The following is a 22,651-nucleotide window of genomic DNA, read 5'->3' on the forward strand; positions in this document are numbered from 1 at the left end:
CTGACCCGATGAGCCGGGCGGCCTGACCTCGGTGGTGGGGGGGGGGCCGCCCCGGGGGCCGCCCCCCCCCCCCCCCCCCCCGACCCCGTTTCGCTTGATCGTCCCCGCGGAGGACTGCTCTGCCGGCCGGCGCGAACGACCACCCACCGGCAGCGCATACGGATCCATGCGAGTCGCCTACACGCAGTAGCATCCTCATGACCATCATCGATACGAGGAAGTTGCCGCGGAAGGAGCCCGGTGCTGGACTTCACTCTCCTCGGAGCGGTCGAGATCTGGCGGGACGGGCAGCGGGTCGATGCCGGTCACCCGCGCCAGCGTGCCGTCCTGGCCAGCCTGCTCGCTGAGGCCGGGCGTCCTGTCCCCACCGACGTGGTGATCGACCGCGTCTGGGGCCACACTCCCCCACCGTCGGTCCGGCCGACGCTGCACGCCCACATCGCCCGGCTGCGTCGCATAGTCCAGCCGGACGTCGCCCTGCGCTTCGCCTCCGGCTGCTACGTGCTGGAGGCCGACGCCGGTCGGGTGGACGTACACCGGTTCGGCGCGCTGGTGGCCCGCGCCGCCGACGCGCAGAGCCCGGCCGGGACCCGGCTCGACCTGCTGCGGGCGGCGATGGGACTGTGGCGGGGCGAACCGCTGGCCGGGCTGACCGGGGACTGGGCCGAGCAGACCCGCGCATCCTGGCAGCGGCAGCACGCCGATGCGTCGATGGCCTGGGCGGAGGCCGAGCTGCGGGCGGCCAACCCGGCCGCGGTGCTGCCGCTGCTGACCGACCTGAGCGAGAGAAATCCGCTGCACGAGGCGCTGGCGGTGGCGCTCATGCAGGCGCTGTGCGCGGCGGGCCGGCCGGCCGAGGCGCTGGCTCACTTCGAGACGATCCGGACGCATCTGCAGTCCGAGCTCGGCGCCGACCCTGGTCCTGCGTTGCAGGACATGCACCGCATCGTCCTGCGCGGCGAGGTGCCCGGTACGACGGAGCGCACGGCACGGCCGGCCCAGCTACCCGCGGCACCAGCCACTTTCGTGGGTCGCGGGCGGGAATTGGCCGCCCTCGACGAGTGGCGCACCGACCCGGCGATCGCGGTGGTCGGACCGGCCGGGGTGGGCAAGACCGCGCTGGTGCTTCGCTGGTGCTGGGCGGTGCGGCAGCAGTTCCCGGACGGCCAGCTCTACGTCGACATGCGCGGCTTCGGCGACGGCGACCCGGTCGACCCGGCCGACGCGCTCGACCGGATGCTGCGAGCGCTGGGCGTGCCGCCCGAGCAGATCGCCCGCGACCCGGACGAGCGGTCCGCGCAGCTGCGGTCCGAGCTGGCCGACCGCCGGGTCCTGGTGGTTCTCGACAACGCCCGGTCGGCACGTCAGGTGCGGGCGTTGCTACCCGGTGGCTCCGGTTCCCTGGCCATGGTGACCAGCCGCAGCCGCCTGGACGGTCTGGTCGCTGAGGGCGTGCGCCGACTCCCGCTGGTCGCCCTCACGAGCGGGGAGGCCACCGCCCTGGTACGCCGGATCGCGGGGCACGACGCTGTCGGCGACGACGGGTTGACGGGCCGGTTGGTCGCGCTGTGCGAGGGCCTGCCACTCGCGGTGAGCGTGGTGGCCGCCCGGCTGGACGCGCCGCACCGGCTTCTGACGATCGTCCGGGAGCTCGAGGACGAACGTAACCGCTTGTCGGTGCTCGACGTGCAGGAAGACGACGTCTCGGTCCGTCGGGCGCTGGGGTTCTCCGTACGGTCGTTGGACGACCCGGCGCGGCGGCTGTTCGGCCTGTTGTCGGCTCACCCGGGGCAGACGCCGACGCTGGGCGCGTGCGCGGCCCTGCTCGGCCAGGACATCGACGGCACCCGGATGCTGCTGGACTCGCTGGCCGCCGTCCACCTGGTCCAGTTGCCGTCGCCGGGCCGCTACCGGATGCACGACCTGGTTCGGCTGGCCGCCCGGGAGCAGGCAGCCGCTTCCGCCGAGCAGCACACCGCACGGCGCCGGGTTCTGCTCTGGTACCGCGACACCGCCAACACCGCCGACCGCGTACTGCGGCCGGCGGAACGCCCCAACTTCGCCTCGCCCGCGCCGGTCACCTTCGCCGACGCCGAGGAAGCCATGGCCTGGCTGGACGCGGAGGCCGACAACCTCACCGCGGCCGTGCTGGTCGGTTGCCGGTCGGACCCCGCGATCGGCTGGCAGATCGCCGCGGCGCTGTACGGCTGGCTGGTCCGGCGCCGGCACTTGGACAAATGGGTCGAGCTCTACCAGGTGGCGGCCGGCGCCGCCGCTGAGGTGGGGGACTCTGTCGGCGAAGGCCTGATCCGCAGCCGACTGGCCGCGCCGTACAGCAGCCTCGGCCGAATCGAGCAGGCGTCGCTGAGCTGCCGCCGCGCCTACGAGCTGCGCCGCGCCGACGGCGACCTGCTGGGCGCCGCGACGGCGCTGCTCAACCTCGGCGCCGTGCAGAACAACGCCCGCCAAGCCGATGAGGCGATCCGCTGGCTGGGCGAGGCCGCGCAGCTGAGCGGCAAACTGGACGGCGCCGGTCACTTGCGGGCGCTGATTGCCAGCAACCTCGGTGAAGCACACGGGTTGCGGAAGCAGTACGACCAGGCGGTCAGGCACTACCGCACGGCATTGCGCCTGGCCCAGGAGCACTGTGGGCCACGCGACGTAGGTGAGATCATGCGGCAGCTGGCGGAGACCTACCGCGACAGCGGCCGCCCCGCGGAGGCTGACCGGTACGCCGGGCAAGCGATGGAGCGGGCGCGAACGGCCGGCGACCCTCTGCTCGAGGTCAAAAGCCTGGTGGTGCTCGGTCAGGCCCGAAAAGCCCAGGGCCGACATGCCGACGCCGACCAGTTCGTCCGCAAAGCCTTGGCCTTGTCGGAGCCGCTGGACAGCGATCGAGCAGCCGCGCTGCGCGCCTTGCTCGACAGCTGGGCTGTCGCAACAGCCCGGACCTGATGTCGACAACCTGCCGGCGGAATGACGAAAGGCCGCAATTCGCGTTTGCGAACTGCGGCCTCTGCATCTCGTGGACCGTACGTGGCAGAATAAGAACCGCGTTTTCCCTGTTCAAGGTCCATCTGTCACCACCCCAACGGTTCGTTTCCGCGCCACACCGTCGCGATCGTAAGAACCCCCGTGCGCTGCAGTAACCGTGCGTAATACCTACGCGCGCAACGGCTCGGTCTGCTGGACCGCTACGGCCCGACGCACAGGCCCAACGGATCCGTATGCAGGTTTGGGGCGGAGTCCCTACACCGCCGCCGTTCGTCGGGCCTGGTCGAGGACGTCGTCGAGGAGTCCGCGTACGTTTGCGCTTCCGAGGACAAGTTGACGGTCCAGCAGCCGGTTGGCCGTCTCGCACGACGTCTCACTGACGAGTACGCAGCCGTGGCAGGCGGAGAGGTTGAGCTGGGAGGCGCCTTGTCGGTCGCTTTCGATGCAGACGGGGTCGTTGGAGCAGACGTCTGCGTCGCCGAGGGCGGCCAGCATGAGCGGGAGAATACGACCCGGTTCGCCGAGGCGGACGAGGCCACCGAGGGTGCCCTGGGCGTCGCCGGCGGCGGTGTAGATCAAAATACCTGCGGTGCGGTCGGGCCGATCGGTGTGGGCGTAGACGCGTTCCTGCAGGGAGGCGGAGGAGTAACCGCTGGCGAAGGCCAGCCGTCGAATCAGCAGGTGCGCGATCGTATGCAGCGCGATGTAGCGCGGCTCGGGGACATCGAGTCGAGTCGCCCAGGGGCTTCGTTCTCGCCGGTCGATCAGGATGCCGGCGCGGGCTCGCACCTCGGGCTGGTTCTCCCACTCGGTGAGTCGTTCCTCGTCGAATCGTAGGAATATTCCCTCCCCGAACGTCTCGACGGCCGGGTAGACAAGCTTCCTTCCGGTACCCGATCTGAGGTCCGCGCTGATGAACTCGGCTTCAGCATTGTGACGCCGGAAGCCCTTGAGTGCTCGGACCTCGCGTACGCGCCGGACCTGTCCCACCGCTGCGAGTCGGCTGGTGAGCGCCGACGGCCAGGCCGCGGCGGACCGGGCTTGCCAGCCGTCGACGATGAAGTCGCCGCCGCTGTGGTCCCGGCCGCCGTCGAGTTTCTTGAGGAAGGCCGCCCATTCCCCGTCCTTGAGCTCGAGCAGCGGTGCGTCGTCCGTCTCGCGGTCCGGGTCCTCGTCGCCGGCCGCGAGGCGTAGGACCTCGTCCTTGGAGACTTCGAGTTCGTCGGCGATCCAGCCCGCCACCATGTCGGACTGGGGGCCACCGTTGTCCGCGACGACCCTCTTGAAGTAGTCGTGGCTGCGGATCTCGTCGCGCTTCTCGACGGACTGGGGTACCTCCTCCGGGATGTCGAGGGCGGAGAGCCGTTCCGCGATGTAGTTGCCGGTGGCACCACGTTGCACGGCCTTCAGGGGCCGATTGCAGGGGTCACCGGTGTTCTCGTCCTCCCACGGTTGGGTGCCTTCGCAGCGGATGCTGTCGCGCCGCAGCGCGTCCTTGCTCACGAGATCCGACAGCGGTCGGTCCCGCTTGCACCCGTTGCAGACGACGCGGAGAGACGCCAGGCCCTCGCCGTACCGGGACGACCGTACGAACTTCAGTTCCTTGAAAGCACGGCAGTGCCGAACGGTCTCGGTGACGCCTGCGTCGTTGCCGCGGTGCGCCCACATGAACCAGGGGATGTCCTGCAGGTGGCTTCCGCCCTCGCAGACGGCGACGTAGCGCATCGGGACGAGGGTGCCGCCGCAGTCGCACTTATTGGTCCAGTGACCTCTGCTCTTGCCGGTGAGCTTGGAGAGCTTCGTGCAGCGTTCGCAGAATCGCCATTCCGGGAATCGGAAGTACAGCAGGCTCGTGGTCTCTTTGGCCGCCCGGCCCGCGTGCGTGGGCGGTTGCCGCAGGTCGGCGCCGCGCAGCTTCGCCGAAAGCCGCGCGCAGGCGATCACGGGGGCACGTTTCGGGTCCCACCAGGAGGTGTCGGGCGCGATGAGGGATTCTCCGCGGACGTCGACGACGGCGCCGACGCCGTACGGGCTGATCGTCTCGGAGAGACGCAGGTCATGAACGATCGGTTCCACGGCGGACCTCCTCCATCGGTTCACGGACGTGGACGGCGACGTTCGGTTCGACCGAGCGCATAGAGTCCGCGACCAGCCAGCCCTCGCCGCTCTGGTCGAATCGTTTGAGCAGGGCGTCGTCGTCGGCCTTGCGACGGTCGTAAAGCAGGCTCATGCCGTCCTCTCGCGCAAGCTTGGCGCGGCGGTCCCAGTCGCGGAGCAGTCGCCACACGTCGTCCTCGGTCTCGTCGGCCTCGACGCGGTCGGATCGGCCGACCAGGCCGAGGAACGTCTCGACGAGCCGTTCAACGGTGCGCCGCATGTCGTCGTCCCCGAGATCGAGTCGGACGGCGGCGTCGTTGGCGGCCAACGCCGTGATCGAATGCCGCAGGAGCGCTACCAGGGCGCCACCCAGCGACCGGTCGCGGGAGGCCAGGGACCAGGGGGTCACGCTGGTGGGTTCGACGTCGCGGTAGAGGGCTTCGTGGTAGCCGCGGAACGTCTCGAAGTGGGAGCGGTCGCGGGCCCGGTTGGATCGGAACAGCGTGGTAACGATGCCATTGTTGCGGCCGCGGCCGACGCGGCTGGTGGCCTGGATGTATTCGGCGGTGGTCTTCGGCTGGCCGACCATGAGCATCAGCGCGAGGCGAGGGATGTCGATGCCGACCGACAGCATGTTCGAGGACAGCACGACGTCGACGGCTTGGTCGGTGTGGTCGGCGCTGCGGGCAAGTTCGCGTAGGTCGTTGGGTAGTTCCTCGGGGCCGCGGCGGCTGGTCAGCTCGAGAACGCGGTCGGCACGCACTTTCCGGAACGGTAGTTTGAGGCGTTCTGCTCGGGGTTCGAGTCGGCCGTTGACGTCGTCGACGACCAATGTTCCCGTACGGCCGAGTTCGCGCAGGCTGTTGTGATACATCACGGCGGTCCAGTAGGAGTCGCGAGTCGTACCACTGTCGGCCGTACGGTCGAGGACAGCGGGAATCTCGATCAGCGGGGCGGCCGCGGAGATGACCGCGGAAACCTGGGACAGCGACTGGGGCATGAGTCCCACGTAGAGGCGGCCTTCGCCGCTCGGGACCGGCCGGGAGAAGAAGGTCCGATCGCCGTCGAGCCCTGCGGGCGGGTAGAGGGCGACTCTGCGGCCGTACAGGCCCTGGACCTGTTCCTGAGAGGCGCGGATGGTGGCGGTCGACGCGATGATTTTCGGCGCCGAGCCGGCTCGGCCGAGCAGCATCTGGATGACGGCATCGAAGACGGCGACCGTCGTGCCGAGTGGCCCGGACAGCAGGTGCAGCTCGTCCTGGATGATCATCGACGGTTGCCGGTACGGGGTGTCGAGGCCGAGCAGTTTTCCGGCGTCGGGGCGGAACTGCAAGCGAGCGAACTTGTCGACGGTGGCCAGCAGGATGGTGGGTGGTTCGGCGTAGAGGACCTCGTCGACGACGGCGACGGGCAGTTCGTCGCCGAACGGGCAGCTCCGGGCGGTGCAATGAATGATGACGTCCTTGCCGACCAGGCGTAAGCCGTAGCGGCTGCGATCGTCGGACCGTTTGTCCGGCAGGAGGGCGGCGCCACACCACGGGCAGCTCTCGACCTGGAACTGGTTGGCCTCCTCGGGGCGCCTGGCCTTGTGGAGCCGGTCGAGCGCCGCTTTCGCGTCGCTCCTCGTGCCGGGGGTGACCTCGTTGCCCACCCACAGGCCGATGTGGAACCGGGCCATGCCCTTGGCCCGTACATCTTGTCGGCGTAGAAGTTCCATCGCACAGACCAGCGAGGCCGCCCGCTGGAACTGCTGGGCGGTGAGCAGCCGTAGCGTGTACCGGGTCAGGACCGCGGTGCCGGCGCCCGCCATGCCGTGGTCGAGCCTGCGGCGGAAGATCTCGATCGCGGCCAGGCCGAGGTATGCCTCGGTCTTGCCGCCGCCGGTAGGGAACCAGATCAGATCGACCAATTCCCGGTCGGCGTGCCGGTCGTCGACGGTCGAGGCCAACGCCACCAGCAGGAAACCGAGTTGGAACGGCCGCCACTGCGGCTCCGCCACAGCGTCCTCGGCTGTTCCCTCGCGTACCTTGGTCTGTAGCATCTGCAGCCGCATAGCGGTCATGGCCAGGGCGAAAGCGGTCCGCAGGTTCTGTTTCGCGGGATCACGGAGCAGGTCGACGCCGGCGTGCATCCGGTGCAGCGCGGCTCGAGCGCGGTCGGTGATGGATCGGGCCACCCCGGCGTCCGTACCGAACGCATCGACGGCGTCCTCCTGCTCCTCGACCCAGACGCCGAAGGCGGCGACGAACGCGTCGAGCGTGGCCACGACCTCGGCCGTACGGGTGTCCGCGTGGGCCAGGTTGTCGAGGCGCAACGCCTGCGCCTCGGTGCTGTCCGGTGTTAATCCGGCCGTCTCGACGGCGGACACCACGAACGCGGGCACGGCGACGAGGCGAACCTTGGTGCATTCTCCGCCGGAGACATCCCAGTCGGCGGCCATGCCGTGGCCGACGGCGTAGACCTTCTTGTTCCGGAACCGCAGGCGCAGTTCGGCGGACTCGGCGTCCAGGTCAAGCGGGGCCGATCCGCGGTATTCGAGGAAGCGGCCGCCGGCGGCCGGGATGACGGCGAGCGCGACCTGGAAGAGCATCGACTCGATATCGAGTCGGTCGTTGCGCGTGGACTCGCGCGCCACCCTGGCGTGCACGGTCACCAGGTGGGCATCGCCGTACGGGCGCCACCGCGAGCCCACCTCGACCGGGACCGTCCCCGCCTGGAGCTGGTGCGGCGGACGGTGTGGGCCGAGTTCGACCGCGTCGAACCGGAACGGGTGACGCTGCCACCGCGGCGGCCCGTCACCGGCGACCGGCTTATAGGTTCCGCCGGACAGATCGCAGGTGACGGCTGGTTTGTCGGTGACGAAGGAGATCGCCACCGAGGACGGGCGCCAGTCCTCGGCGAGCGGCACCCCGGCGCCGTCCTCCTCGACGTCGCCGTCGGGCACGTCGGCCCTGACCTCCTCCTGTGCCTTCGCCGCCGGTGGCGGTTCCGCGGCGAAGGGGAACAGCATGCCGACGGCGTACTGCCGGTCCGGCAGGTTGGTGAGGATCTCCTCGGGGCCGGCGTCGGGGCCGATGTATGCGTCGCGCAGATGCGCCAGCGCGGTCTCCTGCGCCGTGGTCATGGTCATTTCGTCACCAACCCCTGTCGGAGGAGGTCCTGCAGCCGACGCCGGTCGGCCTTGGTCACAAGGATGTCCAGGGAGACCCGCGCCCGGGTCACTGCCACGTACAGGGCGGCGAGGCCGGCGGTGTCGTAGGTCTCGGGCAGGGCACACAGCACGACGCTCTCCGCTTCGAGACCTTTGGCGAACCGTGGGCTCGTCAACGTGAAGCCGCCCGCCGTGACGGTGGGAGCCGCCGTGGAGTCGGTCTTGATGATCCAGACGTCCTTGCGACGGACCCCGTCGGCGATCAGCTGTTCGGCGACCGTCTCGGCCTCGGCGACGTCGGCCGCGCCATCAACAGTGTGCCAGCGGACCTTCTCGCCGTGGACGATGCCGGGGTCGCCGACGTCTGCGCCGAGATACTCCTGCACCATGTGCACGATCGCCCGGGTGTTGCGGACGTTGAGTTCGAGGTCGACCGAGAGTGCCTCGGCACAGACCAGTTCGTACACGTCGGAGTCGAAGCCGCCGTCGACGTGCGACTGGTTGTTGATGTCGAGGAACATCCGCCACCGGCCGCGCTCGCGGCCACCGACGACAATCGTGTCGAGCCGGTCCATCGTCGCGGCGTCCATCAGGTCCTGCGCCTCGTCGACGAAGACCGCGTCGTACACCTTGTCGGAGCCCAGCCTCACGAACGGGATGACGTCGACGTCCCGGCCAACAACGTGCGGGGCGAAGAACCGGATCAGCTCCGGGGAGTGGAACGTGATCAGCACGGAACGGCCCTGATCAGCCTCCTGCTTCGCCGCCTCCACCAGGACCAGGGATTTGCCCGTGCCCGCACCGCCGCACACCATGACCCGCGGGTTGCGGGCCAGCGCAGCCAGCACCCGGGCCTGCCCAACGGTGGCCCGGTTCTGCTCCTCAATGATCGCACCGCGCTGTGCGTCGATCACCGGCATCCGTGTGAACTCGCCGAACAACCGCGTACGCAGGTCGTCGGGCCGGGCGATCCGCTGACCAGCGGGTGGCCTGCGGGCGAGGTCGGTGATCACCTCGAACGCCGTGGTCAGTCGCTCGACTGTCATGTCCTGCTTGGCGAGCCAATGGGTGGGCTGCCACTCCACCGCGTGCGGCGGGGTGTCGATGTCCGGGGTGACGACGACGGCCTCGTGCGCGAACCAGCCGACACCCTCCTCCCGCAGAATGTCGCGCAGCGCGTACATCGCCGACCGGGCCTGTTCCATGGGCGAACCCGACAGCTTGTGCCAGTCGCCGCGACGGTCGACGCTGTACCAGACCCCGTCGTGGCGGCGGACTCCCCCGCCTTTGACCTCGATGACGATCAGGCTCTTCTTCCAGAGCACGACGAAGTCCGCCTCGGCCTGCTGCTTGTAGGCGTGCGAGCGCAGCTTCACCGAGTGGAACGCGACCGCGTCCGGATCACCGGCCACCTCTCGCAGCAGCCGGGCCACACGCCGCTCGGCGTCGCTCTCGGCGTTCTTGACGATGTCGGTCAGGTCCGGGACGAGGATCACGGCCGGTGCTCCTGCCAGAGGTCCTCGTACTCGCGGTACCCGAGCAGCTCGGTGACGTCACCGAAGTTGTCGGCCATATCCACGATCAGGCACTCGTCCTTGCCGCCGTTGGCCGGCCCGCGCAGGCCCCGGCCGGCCATCTGGATGTAGGCGTTCGGGCTGAACGTCGGCCGCGCGATGTACAAGGCCCGGACGGCGGGGGCGTCGAAGCCCTGGATGAGCAGGTCGCAGTTGGCCAGGATCCTGACCTCGCCCTTCTTGAACCGCTCGATGATGTTGCGGCGTTCCTGCCTACCGGTCTGGCCGCTGACCGATTCGGCGGTGGCGCCGCGGTACCGCAGCGTGGCGGCGAGAACCTGCGCCGACAGGACGTTCGGGGTGAACACCAGGACCGGCCAGTCCGGATCCAAGCCCATGATGTGGTTGACCAAGATCTTCATGCGGGCGTGGTCGCGGCCGATGCGGTCCATGACCGACTGGCTGATCCGGCGCAGGGTCCTGGCATCGTTGCGTTCGCCGGGTTGCAGCTCGACGTCTACGCCGGGCAACACCTGGTGCTGAACCTGAGCGAGGACGCCGAGGTCGGCCAAACGGCGATAGGCGTTGTCCTGTTCGAAAGCGTCGATCTTCCATCCACCGAAGCGGTTCACGAGTGCGGCGGTGCCCGATTCGGAGGTGCCTTTGAACGGTGTCGCGGACAGCCCGATCAGTGGTCGTGCGAAGCCCCAGCCAGCCACGCCGAGCCAGTTCAGGATCCGAGTGTATCGCTCGGATCCGCCCGCCCGGTGGCCCTCGTCGATGATGACCGCGGAGGCCTCCTTGAGCCAGTCGTAGTCGGGATCGGCGCGGATGACGTCGAGTTGCGCGTCGGTGGCCACGATGAAACTGAACTCCGTGTCCGGCTCATGGACGGTGTTGCCCTCCCACAGCCGTCCGACGGTCAGCGGGCGCTCGTCCCCGAGCCCGCGCCACACCGTGCTGGTGGTCTGGACCGCCTGCTCGCAGAGCTCCTGCGACTGCGCGATCCACAGAACAGGTCCCCGCATCATGTCCTCGATGAACAGCCGGAGCACTGTCTCCGTGGCGACGCGCGTCTTACCGGCGCCGGTCGGCAGTTCGACCATCGCCTTCAGGTGCCGGCCGTTCGCCTCACGCAACGTCAGAGCGCGGCGAAGGTCGGCGCTGATCTTCTTCTGGAACGTGTGCAGTTCGTTGAGCTTCACCGCACCGGGAACGACGAACTCCTGGTCCTGGCGCTGGTTCCGGCGGCCTGCGTACTCGGTGCCGAAACCCATCTTCCGCAGCCAAGAGATCGTGGTCGACCGGCCCGCCCACTCCGTCGGCACGTCCGGGAAACCTTCCTGGCGGAAGTTCTGGGCGAGCTGTTTGATGGAGTCTGAGCCGTACACAGTCAGGAACAACTCGGCGACCGACGTGTCGTCATCGACGAGATCCTGAGCCTCGAGCGCCTGCCAGAGACCTTTCGGCAGAGCCTCCCGGAGGTCGTCGGACCCGAAGTAGACGTCGAGACGGTCGGCGTCGTTCGCTGCAGCCTTGGCCCGCTGCCGCAGTTCTTCGAGTCTGTGGTCGAGGCCGGCCTTGAGGACCTGCTCCAGTTCGGCGTTCGTGAGGTGCAGTTCGAACGCCTCGTCGACGAACCGCAGGAGCCGACGCTCGTCGGCGTCACTGCGGGCGACCAGGCCCAGTCCGTCGCGGTGCCAGTCGAGCGTCTGGTCCTCGACGCCGTCCTCGGTGGTCACCCGCTTGCTCACCAGCGCGGCCCGGGTCAACGTCGCGTTCTCCACTTTCCTGGCCACGTGTGTCGTTCGCAGCCCGGTGAAGACGTCGACGATCGGCTCGCTCTCCTGCTCACCTTCGATCAGCATCGAGAACGCGAAGCTGTCCTCGAACCGACGGCAGCCGACCGCCTCCACCAGCTCCGCGGTCATCTCGACCGAAACTCGCAGATACGGGCGTTGACGCGAGGCGAGGAACTTCTCCTGCTCGTCGGAAACCGCCAGATACACCGTGGCCGGACTCCGCGACTCGGTGACCCGCCCGACCCGCGCGGGAATGGCCGGCGGCTGTGCCCCGGCGTACGCAATCCGAGACGCTCCCAGGATGAAGTCGACGAGGACGTCGTCGGCGATACCCGGCGGGAGCAAAGTTGCCGCGAGCGCCTCTCTGAGAACCGGTACGGGCACCGCGTCGAGGTCTTCCGGAAGCTCGAGGGCGTCAGCGACCTGCGACGAGCCGCGGAACATCGGCAGCAGCTTCTCGTATCGTACGACCGACGGCGCGACGACCATGGAAGGCGGGAGAAACCCGCGGGACGAATTCACCAAACCCGCGACATCCGCCGCCCAGCGGACCGGCGAGAACACCGTGTAGGTCACACCCGAGTCGACATCCTCGCACGACCAGTAGGAGCTGCCGGCCTGCAGGAGGGCAGTCGTCCAGTTCGCCCGAAGCTGCTGAGACGCTCCCGCGTCGCGCAGGATGTACAGCATCGAGAACGGACCAGGCCCGGCACCCTCGGTCAACTCGATGCGCTCGACGGGACGCTCGCCCGGCCCTTGGAGGGCGTTGAGCTGTTCCAATACCCAGGTCCGGTAAGCGTCGAAATAGAGTTCGTCCTCGACGGAGAAGTTTCTTACCGAATCCCGGACCACCCCGAGTGCGTGGGCAGCCTGGGGCACGCAGCGTTCCCGGTCCAACGCCTTGACCCCGGTCACCTCGGACAGGTCGACATCGACGTCGATCACCTGACGACCCCATGCCCACCCCCCGTCGCGGGTAGGGACCTTGACCCGGTCCGCATGCCCCTCAAGTGTCTTCACCGCGACGTTGAGGGACACCCCTTCGGCAGACTTCCACAGCTGGGCGTACTCCTCGTCACCGGAGGTGGTGGTAAGCCGGGCAAGACGCGCGGTGAGAATTGCGAGCGGGTCGAGATCCCGGAAGCCCGCCTGGCGCAGCAACACTTCGACACCGGGCTGGGCGAGGAAACGGGGGAGGACGAAGACCGCCCCCTCGATCTCGACACCCTTCTCCTGCCGGAGAAACACGACCTTGTTATCCCGCAACGTACGCAGGCCGTCGGTCGTCGGGATCACCTTGGCCGTCTCGAAGCCCTCGACGTTACGCTGCTTGCACACGAACCGGAACGCGTTAGCAGCCGACACCGGATCGGTGCCCTCCGCCCACTCCCGCAGCCAGGACATGACACCACGTTTCGGCATCGCCGCCAACGCCCGTTTGACGTCGACCTCGGTGGCGATCAGACCGCTGCCGTACTCCGCCGCGAACAACCGTCGCATCCGCGTGATGCGCTGCTGGGTGCTGTAGCACCGCCAGTGCGGTACGTCGGTTCCGGTGTTCGGCGAGTTGATCCACGCCTCCTGAACGTCTTCGGGAATCGCGGCCGCGAAGTCGAGGGGCGTCAACATCTTGGTCTGCGTGAGCACCCCCGTGGCGTCGGGTATGAGATCCAGATCGGCGCAGATCTGCGGCACCTGCGCGCAGAGCACCTCGTCGCCGAATGACAGTTCCTCCTTGCCACGCGCCGGCAGATAGTCCAGGTGCGAGGCTGGATCGGTCGACGTGCGCACCAACGCGACCTTGTGCCCGAACATGCCCGCGAGCGTGACCAGGATTTCCCGGTTGTAGTCGTTGCGGAGCAGCGTCGTCCGGTCGTCGTTCACGCTCCACGGAGCGTTGAACAATGCGGACGCCGAGGTCTTGTCCTGCAACGGAAAGTAGGACCAGAACTGCCCGACCTGGTACTCCCTACCTCTGCGCTTCGGGATCGCCACGGTGACCTTGACCTCCGCACGCGAGACGGCCTCACCGACCTGCCGCCGAGCGTCCGCCGACGGTGCGTGCATCCGGTCCTCGACGATCCACTCCTCGCTCTCGCCACCGGACCGCTCGATGCGGAACAGACCGTCGCCGAGATTGCGGGACACATGGGTAGTTTCGAAGGGTTCGGCGCCGACGATGCGGAGCCTCACCTCCCGCACGTCGCCGACGAAGAGCAGGAACTGCGACTTGAACCGGAGGATCTCGCTACGGAGTCGCGGGATGCTCGACGCACTCGGCAGCTTCACGACCGTGGTCGCCCACTCTGCCAGTTCTGCGAGAATCGGATCCCGGGCGAACTCCGCCGTCGGGTCGACCACGGTCGCGGTACGCAAAATCGGATATCGCTTCGCCCCGGAACCCACTCCGGCGATCGCGGACGTCGCCTCCCGCGAGTTGAATTCGAACGACACGGAACGGCTGAACACCTGCGGGAAGTTGGACACCGCGAGCACCGACTTGAAACCCAGACCGAACCGGCCGATCTCGTCCCCACGCTTGCCGCTCAAGTGCGCATGCGTGATGGCGATCAGACCGCCGCGGGAAAACGGACGCCCGGCGTTGGCGCAGTACAGCGTCCCGGCCGCGGTGTCCAGGACGATCTCGACCCTACCCGCGAACTCGTCGATGTCGGCCGCGGTCCCCGCCATGGCGTCGGCGGCGTTCTGCACGAGCTCGAGGAGAGTCCGGTTGGCGTACCCGCCGACCCGGATGGACTCCTCGTGGTTGGCATGCTCGGAGATCAACTCCGGTTTGGCTCGGTAGGACTCGATGGTGCTGTCGAACAGCTTCCCGACCTCGTGAACGAGGCCCGTGTCGGGCGTCCACGACTGCTTCATCATCACGATCGAGCACTCCCCGCGCCGCCGTCCGCTTCACAGGCGCCAGAAGCGGTCGAGCGCGTCCGATCTGGGAGGACCCTGGACCAGGACGCCCTCGATTGTGGAAGGGCAGCCCGTCCTGCACCGGCACCAAAATCTTGTAGTCGAAATGCATCCCACGCCCGCAAACCCGAACTCCCCCATTGTTACACCTTCGACGACCAGAACGTCGCCGACACATCGCTCCGGTCGCACAAACCCTAGTCCCTTACGCCGCAACCACCACTTCCGCCTTTCGGCCCTTCCTAAGAACCAGAAACACCATTGTTCCTGCCAGCGCCCTGACGATGAACGAGCCTTTTCATCCTGAGTAGGCCGGGGTTCTCGACGCGGTGCAGGATGAGGACGGCTTGCGCGATTGAGGTCGCCCGGTGGCGGGCTGCAGCGGAGTTGGTCAGGAGTTTCCAGGTCCTGAGGCCGGCCTTGGCTCGTTCGCCGATGGCACGGATTTGAGCGTGAGCCCGATTGACCTTCGTCTCGCCGTGGCGGCGGTGTCTGCCTGAGCAGCACAGCTTCTGGTCGGCAGCCCGCTCGATCGGGATCGGTATGCCGTCGAAGATCACGTAGGCGAGCAGCCGGATCGGGTTTCGCTGTTTCGAGGTCGTCGGCGGTGGCGGCGAGCAGGTCGATGGCCTCACGGACGTAACGCCGGCCCGTGGCCACGCCGATCTCGAACCCGCCGGCCAGGCGGGTCAGGATGTCGCCGTTACGTAGATGGGCCAAAGCGAGCACGGCTTGCCGGCCGGGGTCGAGGCACCTCGATCGGGATCTGCGCTGGTTGCGGTGGGCTCGGACCAGGCAGGCGAGGTGGTTCAGGCTGCGAGTGGACAAGGGAATCGCGGCAGGATGAGACAGCACATCGAGGCTCCCGGTCGGGGCATCGGATCTTGGCCGGCTGCAGTCTTGCCGCGAGCTCGTCCTATGTCGACTGCCGACGCTCTGCCAGTGCGGTGACCTGCGCCGTCACGGTGAAAGGGCTGACTGGACGGCGGACATTCCATGCTTCGAGTATTTGGCTATGACGAGGCTCGATAGACCCGACAGATGACCTATCATCGGCATCAGGACCGGTAGCGCGCACCGATCGTCCACCCGGCATGCGATCGGACCCGCCGAGGTGACCGACTGCGGGTCGCGCGGAAGTCTGCTGTGCAGGATCTCCTGGTCGGCAGACCTCGAGGGCCCGGGTGCCGGTGGCCATGTGATGCGGGTGCCAGCCTCCGCGACGTGCAGCGGCTATCGGTCGTGTCCACCGAAGTGGTTTATGACCTGGACTTTTTCGGCGAATGGAGCGGCCACCGCAGATCTTTCAATTGTCTGAAGATCACGAAGCAGAGACCAGCGATGGCCGCAGAATCGAGTCCGAGCGTTGCGGAGCTGCTGCGAGAGCATCTGGAATCGGTGAGCCTGAATTTGCTGCGGGCGATGGTGAAAACCTTCGCTGACGTGCTCATGTCCGCCTAGCCTCGATGATTCGCGGGTGACGGGCCGCTGGCTCAGCCGGGCCGCTTTGATCGCCTGATGTCGATGGGTGTTACGGTTCGGCATGATGGTGGGCCGTCTGTCGCGGCGGTGGGCGTGGTCTCCTGGGGTTCTCCGGTTGTAGGTGTGCGACTGACGGCAGGTCAGCCGGGTGCGGGGATCGCCGCGATCCGGGTGAACGCGGCGGACAGTTGTTCGGCCCAGGGCCAGGTGGCCGGGATGCGTAGCCGGCGGCGGCGTTGGCCGTGGGTGAGCCGGGCGGCGGTGTGCAGCAGCCGGTAGCGCAGTCGTTTTGGTTCGGCTCGGGCCAGGTCGTCGTCGAGGGCGTGGATTTGCAGCCAGGCGATGAGGTCGGCGGCGATCGCGGCGGCAACACACCAGGCCTGGTTGATCGCGAACTCACGCGACGGGAGCCGGCGTAGTCCGGTGTCTTTGGCGCAGCGGATCCGGTCCTCGACGCGGGCGTGGGCGCGGTGGCGGACCTCGAGCGATTGCAACGCGCCGGCTTTCGTGTTGGTGACGAAGGCGGTGTAGCGCCAGCCGTCGCGTTCCTCGAACAGTGACAGTTGAGCGCCGGGGTGGGGTCGTTCGCGGCGGACGATGACCCGCATCGTCTGCGGCCAGCCGGTCAGGGCGAGCAGGCCGGTCAGCTCGGCCACCTCGGCTTTCTCCCGGAGGCCGCCGTCCGCAGCCAAGGCCGGCGTCCAGGCGGTAGCGGGCAGGGCGGTGATGGCGGTGCGTTCCGGCTCGCCGACCGACCAGCCGATCGAGTATTCGATGGTGCGGCGGCGGGTGTTCTGGGCGGTGAGCCAGTCCCGCCCGCAGTCTGATGGCGAGCAGTTCGTCGGTGTGGTCGCAGGTCACGAGGATCGGGTGGAAGCCATAGGTGTGCTTTTAAGTCGCCGCGGCGTGTTCTTTGTCGGAGTACGCGATCAGGATTGTGGAATCCACGTCCAGCACGACCACCCGCTCGCCGATGTCCCGGCCCGCGGCTCGGGCCGCCGACGGCCCGCCGAACAGCTGCCACATCCGAGTCCGGACCTTCGCCCTGGCCATCGCGATCCGGCGGAGCTGGGTGGCGCCGATCTCGTCCAGGGCCCGCCACACCGTGGTGTCCGAGGCGACCGGCCCGAACACCTCCCGCTGGTGACGCAGCACGTCGATGTCGCAGATCGCCTCACCACCGTCGGCGATCAGCACGGCCAGGTCGACCAGGACCCGGCCCCGGTCGTGGACCGGGAACACACCGGCACGGGCGAGCGCGCCGGACAGGGCACCGGTCAGCCCGGCCCGATCCGCGAGCATTCGTAGCAGTGCGGTGCCGACGTGCGACACCACCTGTGTTCCGTCCGCGGTGACCCGCAGATCCTTCGACCACGCCGTAGACTCCACACCGGAAGTGCCTTCCTTGCAGAGATCCTTGTAGATGTCGCAATCACAAGCTTCCCCTGCCAGAGAGGCACTTCCGTCTATTTGCACGCCGGTCGGACCCACCAGTTGGTGATCACCGTGAATCACCCGGGCTAGGTCGACGCGCTTTGCGGGGCCGGCTACGGCGAGCTGCAGCGACGACCGGGTCTTCTCCCGTAATGGCTACCACGATCGGGAGTGGAACACCCGGGCCGGCGCGGTCGAGTTAGCCATTCCGAAGCTGCGCTCCGGCTCCTACTTCCTGGATTGGTTGCCGCAGCACCGCCGCCGTGCCGAGCAAGCCATGGTCAGCGTGGTGGCCACCGGCTATCTGCTCGGTGTTTCGACCCGGCGGTCGAGAAGCTGGTCGAGCAGCTCGTTACAAGCAGTTGTCCAAGAGTCAAGTCTCGGAGATGACCCGGCACCTCGACGTCCAGGATGAGGCGTGCCGCCACCGGCCGCTGGACGCTAAGCCTTACAGGTTCACGTGGCTCGATGCGCTGGTCATCAAGGTCCGCCAGGCCGGGCGGCATCAACGTGCACACCTGGTCGCGGTCGGGGTCAACGCCGACGGCGGCCGCGAGTCCTGGGCCTGGACATCGGCAATGACGAGGACGGGCCGGCCGGCTGGCCTTCCGGCGGTCGCTGACGGCCCGCGGCCTGTCCGGGGTCCGGCTGGTCGTCTCCGACGCCCACACCGGACTGGCCTTACCCGGTGCGTCCCAGCAGCGCTGCCGCACCCACTACCTGCGCAACCAACTCGGCAAAGCACCTAGGAGCGCAGCTGTGGATTCCGACCCTGGTCCGCACCATTTCGACCAGCCCAGCACCGAAGAGGTCAACGCGCAGTTCGCTCACGTGCTGGACACCATCACGGCGAAGTTCCCCGACGCCGCCGAGCACCTCGGGAACGCCCAGGCAGATCTATTGACCTTCACCGCGATTCCTCACCAGCTCTGGCACAGATCTGGTCGAACAAACGCAAGAACGCCTGAACAAAAATTCGACGCCGGACCGACATCGTCGAGATCTTCCCGAACCGGGCCGCGATCATCCGACTCGTCGGTGCCGCCCTGGCCGAACAGGCCGTCGATGAGTCGAAGGACGCCGCTACATGAGCCTCGACCTCCTCCGCAAAGCCCGCTCGACCCCACTCAACACCGGCTCTGAGCAGCCCGGGCCCCTGAACCCACCGAAGTCGCCGCCTAACATCAACCCACACGGATCAGCGCTGGCCGCCTCTTACACCACACCAGCGGACGTAACTCGGTAACTATGGCTCGGCCCGGCCAAAGCGGGTCGCGCGATCGCCGCAGTTCACCTGCCAGCGCCAGACCACTCAGCCACGTAACCGCACCGTGGTCTGCTCAGAGGGCTCGGCCCCCTGAGCAGACATGACGAGAGGCCGCGGTTCGCGCTTCTCAGCGAACACACGGCCTCTGCATCTCGTGGGCGATACTGGGATCGAACCAGTGACCTCTTCCGTGTCAAGGAAGCGCGCTCCCGCTGCGCCAATCGCCCTCGGGACTTGCAACCTCTTGCGAGGTGGAGACGGGATTTGAACCCGTGTAGACGGCTTTGCAGGCCGTTGCCTCGCCTCTCGGCCACTCCACCGAGCAGGCCCAGCACGTGTCTGTGAAGGCCTCTCCGAGCGGACGACGGGATTCGAACCCGCGACCCTCACCTTGGCAAGGTGATGCGCTACCACTGCGCCACGTCCGCATGTCTGGCCAGCCCGGCCGGTGTTCCGGCTTGCCTGGCGACGGATGAAACATTAGCGGGTCCCGGGGCGCCTTGCCAAACCGGGGTCCCCCGGCGCGTCGCGCGGGTGGCTTCACCTGGTGGTTCCGACTTATCCACAGGCTGGAAATCCGGCGGGCGGACGGGCGTCTTTCCGGTGTTGGATGGGGCCATGGATTTCCGAGAGATCAGCGCGGCTGAACGCACGGCGACCATGTTTCCCCTGCAGTCGTACGCGTTCATGCCCTCGCCCTGGCCGGCCGACGACGAGGCGGCCTACGAGCGGCGCATGGCGTACTTCCAGACGGCCATCAACCTGATCGCCGAGGAGGGCGGCGAGACGCTGGCCTGCGCGGCCTCCTTGCGCATGCGGCAGAACGTGCGGGGGCAGGTGCTCGACATGGCGGGCGTCGCATCCGTCGCGTCGCATCCGTCCGCGCGGCGGCGGGGGCTGGTGCGGGGTGTGCTCGAGCGGCTGCTGCGCCGGGCCCGTGACGAGGGGGCCGTGGTCAGCGCGCTCTACCCGTTCCGTCCCAGTTTTTACGCTCGGTTCGGCTATGTCGGCACTCCGCGGCATCGGATCGCGACGTTTCCGCCCGAGGGGTTGTCGCATCTGACGCGGGCCGAGCTGCCGGGTGAGGTCGAATTGCTGCCCATGCGCGACGGGTTCGCCGCCTGGCAGGGGCTCCAGCAGCGGCTGCTCGGCGAGCGGCACGGGTTCGCGGTGTACGACGAGACCCGCGCGGCCGAGTTCCGCGAGGACAAGCGGTGGGTGGCGGTGGCCCGCGCCGGGGGCGAGGTGGTCGGCGCGATCGAGTACCGCGTGGGGGCGTACGGCGGGGATCTTTTTGGCTCTGATCTGCTGACCACCGGGCCGTTGGGGCGGGCGTTGCTGCTGCAGTTCTTCGGGCGGCACGTCGACCAGGTGGCTCGCGTCCATGTGCGGGTGAGCACCGACGAGGTGCCGGAGCTGTGGGGCACCGACTTCACGGTGACCACGGAGGCCAAGGTCGACCAGCCTCGGCACGGCGGGGCGATGGTGCGCGTGCTCGACATGCCGGGCCTGAGCGGCGTTGCGGCGGGCGACGGGGACATCACCGTCGAGATCGCCGACGATCCGCTGGTGGGCGGTCTGTGGCGGCTGACCGGTGAGGCCGGCCGGCTCACTGTGGCCAAGGGCACAGCCGAGCCGGCGGCGACGCTCACGGTGGGTGGGTTCAGCGGGCTTCTGTACGGGGTGCTCGACCCCGTCGAGGTGGCCGTGCGCGGGCTGGGGCAGGTCGAAGGGGCGGCCGGGGCCACGCTGAGCAGCATGTTCCCACGGCAGATGCCGTACATCTGTGCCGACTTCTGACAAGCGTCCAGAGCCACGCGGGGGTGATAATCACGGGATGAAGGGCTCGATCTTGTCGTACAAGTCCGAGGATTCCGTGCTGAGCATCTACTCCAAAGGATCCGTGCTGTCGATCGGGTCCATCGGGTCGTCGCTCTCCATCGGGTCGGTCGGTTCCAATCTGTCGATCCTGTCGATCGGGTCGTGGCTGTCGATCGGCTCGATCATGTCGGCCGTGTCGATCGGCTCGGTCATGGCCTGGCGGTCGAAGTGGGGCCTGCTGTCCGCGCCGCCCGAGGACGTCAAGCGCGTACAGGCCAAGCTCGGGCGCTGACCGCGTCATCGGGTCGGCAGGTCCAGGTAGGAGCCGCCGGCGATGGTGATGGTGCGGCCGGGGTCGTTGGCGTCGTAATAGAGCGGATCCACCGTGTCCACGACCAGGGTCAGCGAGTGGCCGGCGGGGACGTCGTAGGCGGCCGCCGACAGCGCCACGTCCACGTCACCCGCGCCCGACCAGGTGACCGGCGCGTGGGTTATCAGGCGGGCGGTGCCCAGCGTGTCGAGGTCGTAAAGGTAAGCGACCAGGGAACCGGCGGCGGGGGCGTCAGCCAGCTTCAGATTTACGCGGGGAATGCCGCGGATCTTGAGCGCCGTGCTCGGCCGGACAGCGGCCCAGACGCCGGCCCGGGTTCGGCTGACCGTGGGCAGCCAGACCGACGGCCGTTGGTTGGTGAACGCGGCCACCCCGTTGGTCAGCAGCACCACGCCGCCGCTGGCTGTGGTGTCCAGGTCGGTCGGCACGCTCTTGGTCCAGCCGGTCGTGGGGGCGCCGCCGAGCAGGCCGGTGCCGTCCAGCGGGCGGATGCGGCCGAGCCCGTAGCGGGTGGTCGAAGTGTTCAGGGCCGGCCAGTCGGCGTACGACTCGGTGGCGGCGTTGTCGGGGCGGATCAGCACGGGTGGACGGGGCTCGGCGGGCCGGTCGGCCAGATGCTGGTCGAACCAGGCCCGTACGCCGGTCCAGACGTCGTTCTCGAAGCCGAAGATGCCGCCCAGCTCGGCGATCGCGTGGTCGCCGGGACGCAACTCCAGCCGCTTGGGGCCGGTGAGTCCGCGGTAGAAGTCAACCAACTGGTTGGGCGGGAAGAACGAGTCGCCCCAGGCGTTCGCGATCAGCACGGCCGGGGCGTTGTCGTTGATCTGCGACAGGTACGTGCTCGGTGACCGCACACGCGCCCACGACATGACGTCGCCGATGTTGCGATTGGCCTTGAAGTCGGCCAGCTTGCCGCCGAGATCGGGCCCGGAGTTGCCGAGCAGCGCGGCCGCCAGCTCGAGCAGCCCGGCCGACTGACGGTGGCGGGTCTGATCGCTGTACAGCGAATACACCAGGTCGGTCCAGCCGCTCATCATGGCCACGACGCGGATCCGCTTGTCGAAGGCCGAACCCAGCAGGCTCAGACCGGCGCCGTACGAGACCCCGGCCGCCCCGATCCGGGCCGGGTCGGCGGCCGTGTTGGCCAGCGTCCAGTCGATCACCCGGGACAGGTCGGCCATGTCCTTGGGCCCGGCCGTGTCGATCTCCCCGCCGGACGCCCACCACCCGCGCGGCGTGTACGAGACGACGACGTAGCCGCCCTCGGCCAGCTTCCGGGCCTGGGCCAGGTATTCGAGATCGTTCAGCCCCCAGCTCGCGGGCAGGATGACGACCGGGTGGCGGCCCGCCTCGGTGGGTGCGATGACGTTGGCCTTCAGCACGACGCCGGCACCCGGGATGTCGACAAATTTGAATCCAGTTGTGGCGGCCGAGCCGGCAATGGCGGACGCGGCCGAGCGGGACAGGCCTTCCACAGAGGTCGCCGCGAGAAGAGATGTCTCGGGTGAAGTGAGTCCGGCGGGAACAGCGGCGGCGGCCGGATGGGGAACGGCGCCGGACAGGACGAGACCGGCGGTCAGGGCGACGCTGAGCAGGATCTTGCGGCGGTGCTCCATGCGCACTCCTCGAGCAGAGCAAGGACGACGAGCCCGGCCGGCGGACGCGGTGGCACGTCCGTGCGGGTCGGGGTCGCGTATGGGAGGGGCTGGAGCGCTCCGGTTTCGGCAGCGTAGGAGCCGGTTCCGAGAAATTGAACTTCATGACATTATCGTTACCAGCCAGTAACGTAGGTCACTTCGAGGCGTGAACGCGCAGGCCACGGCGCCCAGCTCG

At 68.3% G+C, this 22,651-nt stretch carries 8 protein-coding genes, 3 tRNA genes and 4 pseudogenes; 5 read left to right on the forward strand and 10 right to left on the reverse strand.

Annotation, left to right across the window (positions count from 1 at the left end; translation table 11 throughout):
- The first annotated feature begins 240 nt into the window (after positions 1-240).
- Positions 241-2,955, forward strand: coding sequence for an AfsR/SARP family transcriptional regulator (locus M1L60_RS08980; RefSeq protein ID WP_253236871.1), 2,715 nt, complete (start codon positions 241-243; stop codon positions 2,953-2,955).
- A gap of 294 nt (positions 2,956-3,249) precedes the next feature.
- On the opposite strand, the gene drmB is transcribed toward M1L60_RS08980, so the two are convergent.
- The 5 genes and pseudogenes from drmB to M1L60_RS09005 all read right to left on the reverse strand — a co-directional run.
- Complete coding sequence (gene drmB, locus M1L60_RS08985; RefSeq protein WP_253236872.1) at positions 3,250-5,070, reverse strand: DUF1998 domain-containing protein; 1,821 nt, start codon at positions 5,068-5,070, stop codon at positions 3,250-3,252.
- Positions 5,051-8,221, reverse strand: a complete 3,171-nt coding sequence (locus M1L60_RS08990; RefSeq protein WP_253236873.1) for a helicase-related protein — start codon at positions 8,219-8,221, stop codon at positions 5,051-5,053. Before M1L60_RS08990 ends, drmB begins: the two co-directional genes overlap by 20 nt.
- Complete coding sequence (locus M1L60_RS08995; protein WP_253236874.1) at positions 8,218-9,738, reverse strand: nuclease-related domain-containing DEAD/DEAH box helicase; 1,521 nt, start codon at positions 9,736-9,738, stop codon at positions 8,218-8,220. Before M1L60_RS08995 ends, M1L60_RS08990 begins: the two co-directional genes overlap by 4 nt.
- Complete coding sequence (locus M1L60_RS09000; protein WP_256516244.1) at positions 9,735-14,441, reverse strand: DEAD/DEAH box helicase; 4,707 nt, start codon at positions 14,439-14,441, stop codon at positions 9,735-9,737. Before M1L60_RS09000 ends, M1L60_RS08995 begins: the two co-directional genes overlap by 4 nt.
- Positions 14,442-14,803: 362 nt before the next feature.
- Positions 14,804-15,338 (reverse strand): annotated as a pseudogene (locus tag M1L60_RS09005) (transposase family protein); the annotation flags it as partial.
- A 387-nt stretch (positions 15,339-15,725) separates the two neighbouring features.
- Between M1L60_RS09005 and M1L60_RS09010 the strand changes: the two are divergent.
- Complete coding sequence (locus M1L60_RS09010) at positions 15,726-15,944, forward strand: hypothetical protein (protein WP_253236876.1); 219 nt, start codon at positions 15,726-15,728, stop codon at positions 15,942-15,944.
- A gap of 161 nt (positions 15,945-16,105) precedes the next feature.
- On the opposite strand, the pseudogene M1L60_RS09015 reads toward M1L60_RS09010, so the two are convergent.
- A pseudogene (locus tag M1L60_RS09015) lies at positions 16,106-17,354 on the reverse strand (transposase).
- 138 nt (positions 17,355-17,492) lie between these two features.
- Between M1L60_RS09015 and M1L60_RS09020 the strand changes: the two are divergent.
- A pseudogene (locus tag M1L60_RS09020) lies at positions 17,493-18,519 on the forward strand (IS256 family transposase); the annotation flags it as partial.
- Between the two features lie 302 nt (positions 18,520-18,821).
- Here the strand turns inward: M1L60_RS09020 and M1L60_RS09030 are convergent.
- The 3 genes from M1L60_RS09030 to M1L60_RS09040 form a co-directional block, all read right to left on the reverse strand.
- Positions 18,822-18,893 (reverse strand) — tRNA-Val (locus M1L60_RS09030).
- 22 nt (positions 18,894-18,915) lie between these two features.
- Positions 18,916-18,986: transfer RNA gene (locus M1L60_RS09035), tRNA-Cys, on the reverse strand.
- Positions 18,987-19,022: 36 nt separating this feature from the next.
- Positions 19,023-19,094, reverse strand: a tRNA-Gly gene (locus M1L60_RS09040).
- A gap of 190 nt (positions 19,095-19,284) precedes the next feature.
- Here M1L60_RS09040 and M1L60_RS09045 point away from each other — a divergent pair.
- Entirely contained in the window at positions 19,285-20,466 is a 1,182-nt protein-coding gene (locus M1L60_RS09045; protein ID WP_253236877.1) for a GNAT family N-acetyltransferase, read from the forward strand.
- A gap of 37 nt (positions 20,467-20,503) precedes the next feature.
- Positions 20,504-20,731, forward strand: a pseudogene (locus tag M1L60_RS09050) (hypothetical protein); the annotation flags it as partial.
- Between the two features lie 53 nt (positions 20,732-20,784).
- Here M1L60_RS09050 and M1L60_RS09055 read toward each other — a convergent pair.
- The gene (locus M1L60_RS09055) at positions 20,785-22,434 is read right to left on the reverse strand and encodes a CocE/NonD family hydrolase (protein ID WP_253236878.1); all 1,650 of its coding nucleotides are present in this window, start codon (positions 22,432-22,434) and stop codon (positions 20,785-20,787) included.
- Positions 22,435-22,651 lie beyond the last annotated feature (217 nt).

Source organism: Paractinoplanes aksuensis (assembly GCF_024137025.1).
Classification (GTDB): Bacteria; Actinomycetota; Actinomycetes; order Mycobacteriales; family Micromonosporaceae; genus Actinoplanes; species Actinoplanes aksuensis.

Coding starts and splice junctions, on each gene's coding strand:
- M1L60_RS08990 (WP_253236873.1), bottom strand. CDS start 8,221: ATGACCATGACCACGGCGCAGGAGACCGCGCTGGCGCATCTGCGCGAC.
- M1L60_RS09000 (WP_256516244.1), bottom strand. CDS start 14,441: ATGATGAAGCAGTCGTGGACGCCCGACACGGGCCTCGTTCACGAGGTC.
- M1L60_RS09055 (WP_253236878.1), bottom strand. CDS start 22,434: ATGGAGCACCGCCGCAAGATCCTGCTCAGCGTCGCCCTGACCGCCGGT.
- M1L60_RS09045 (WP_253236877.1), top strand. CDS start 19,285: ATGGATTTCCGAGAGATCAGCGCGGCTGAACGCACGGCGACCATGTTT.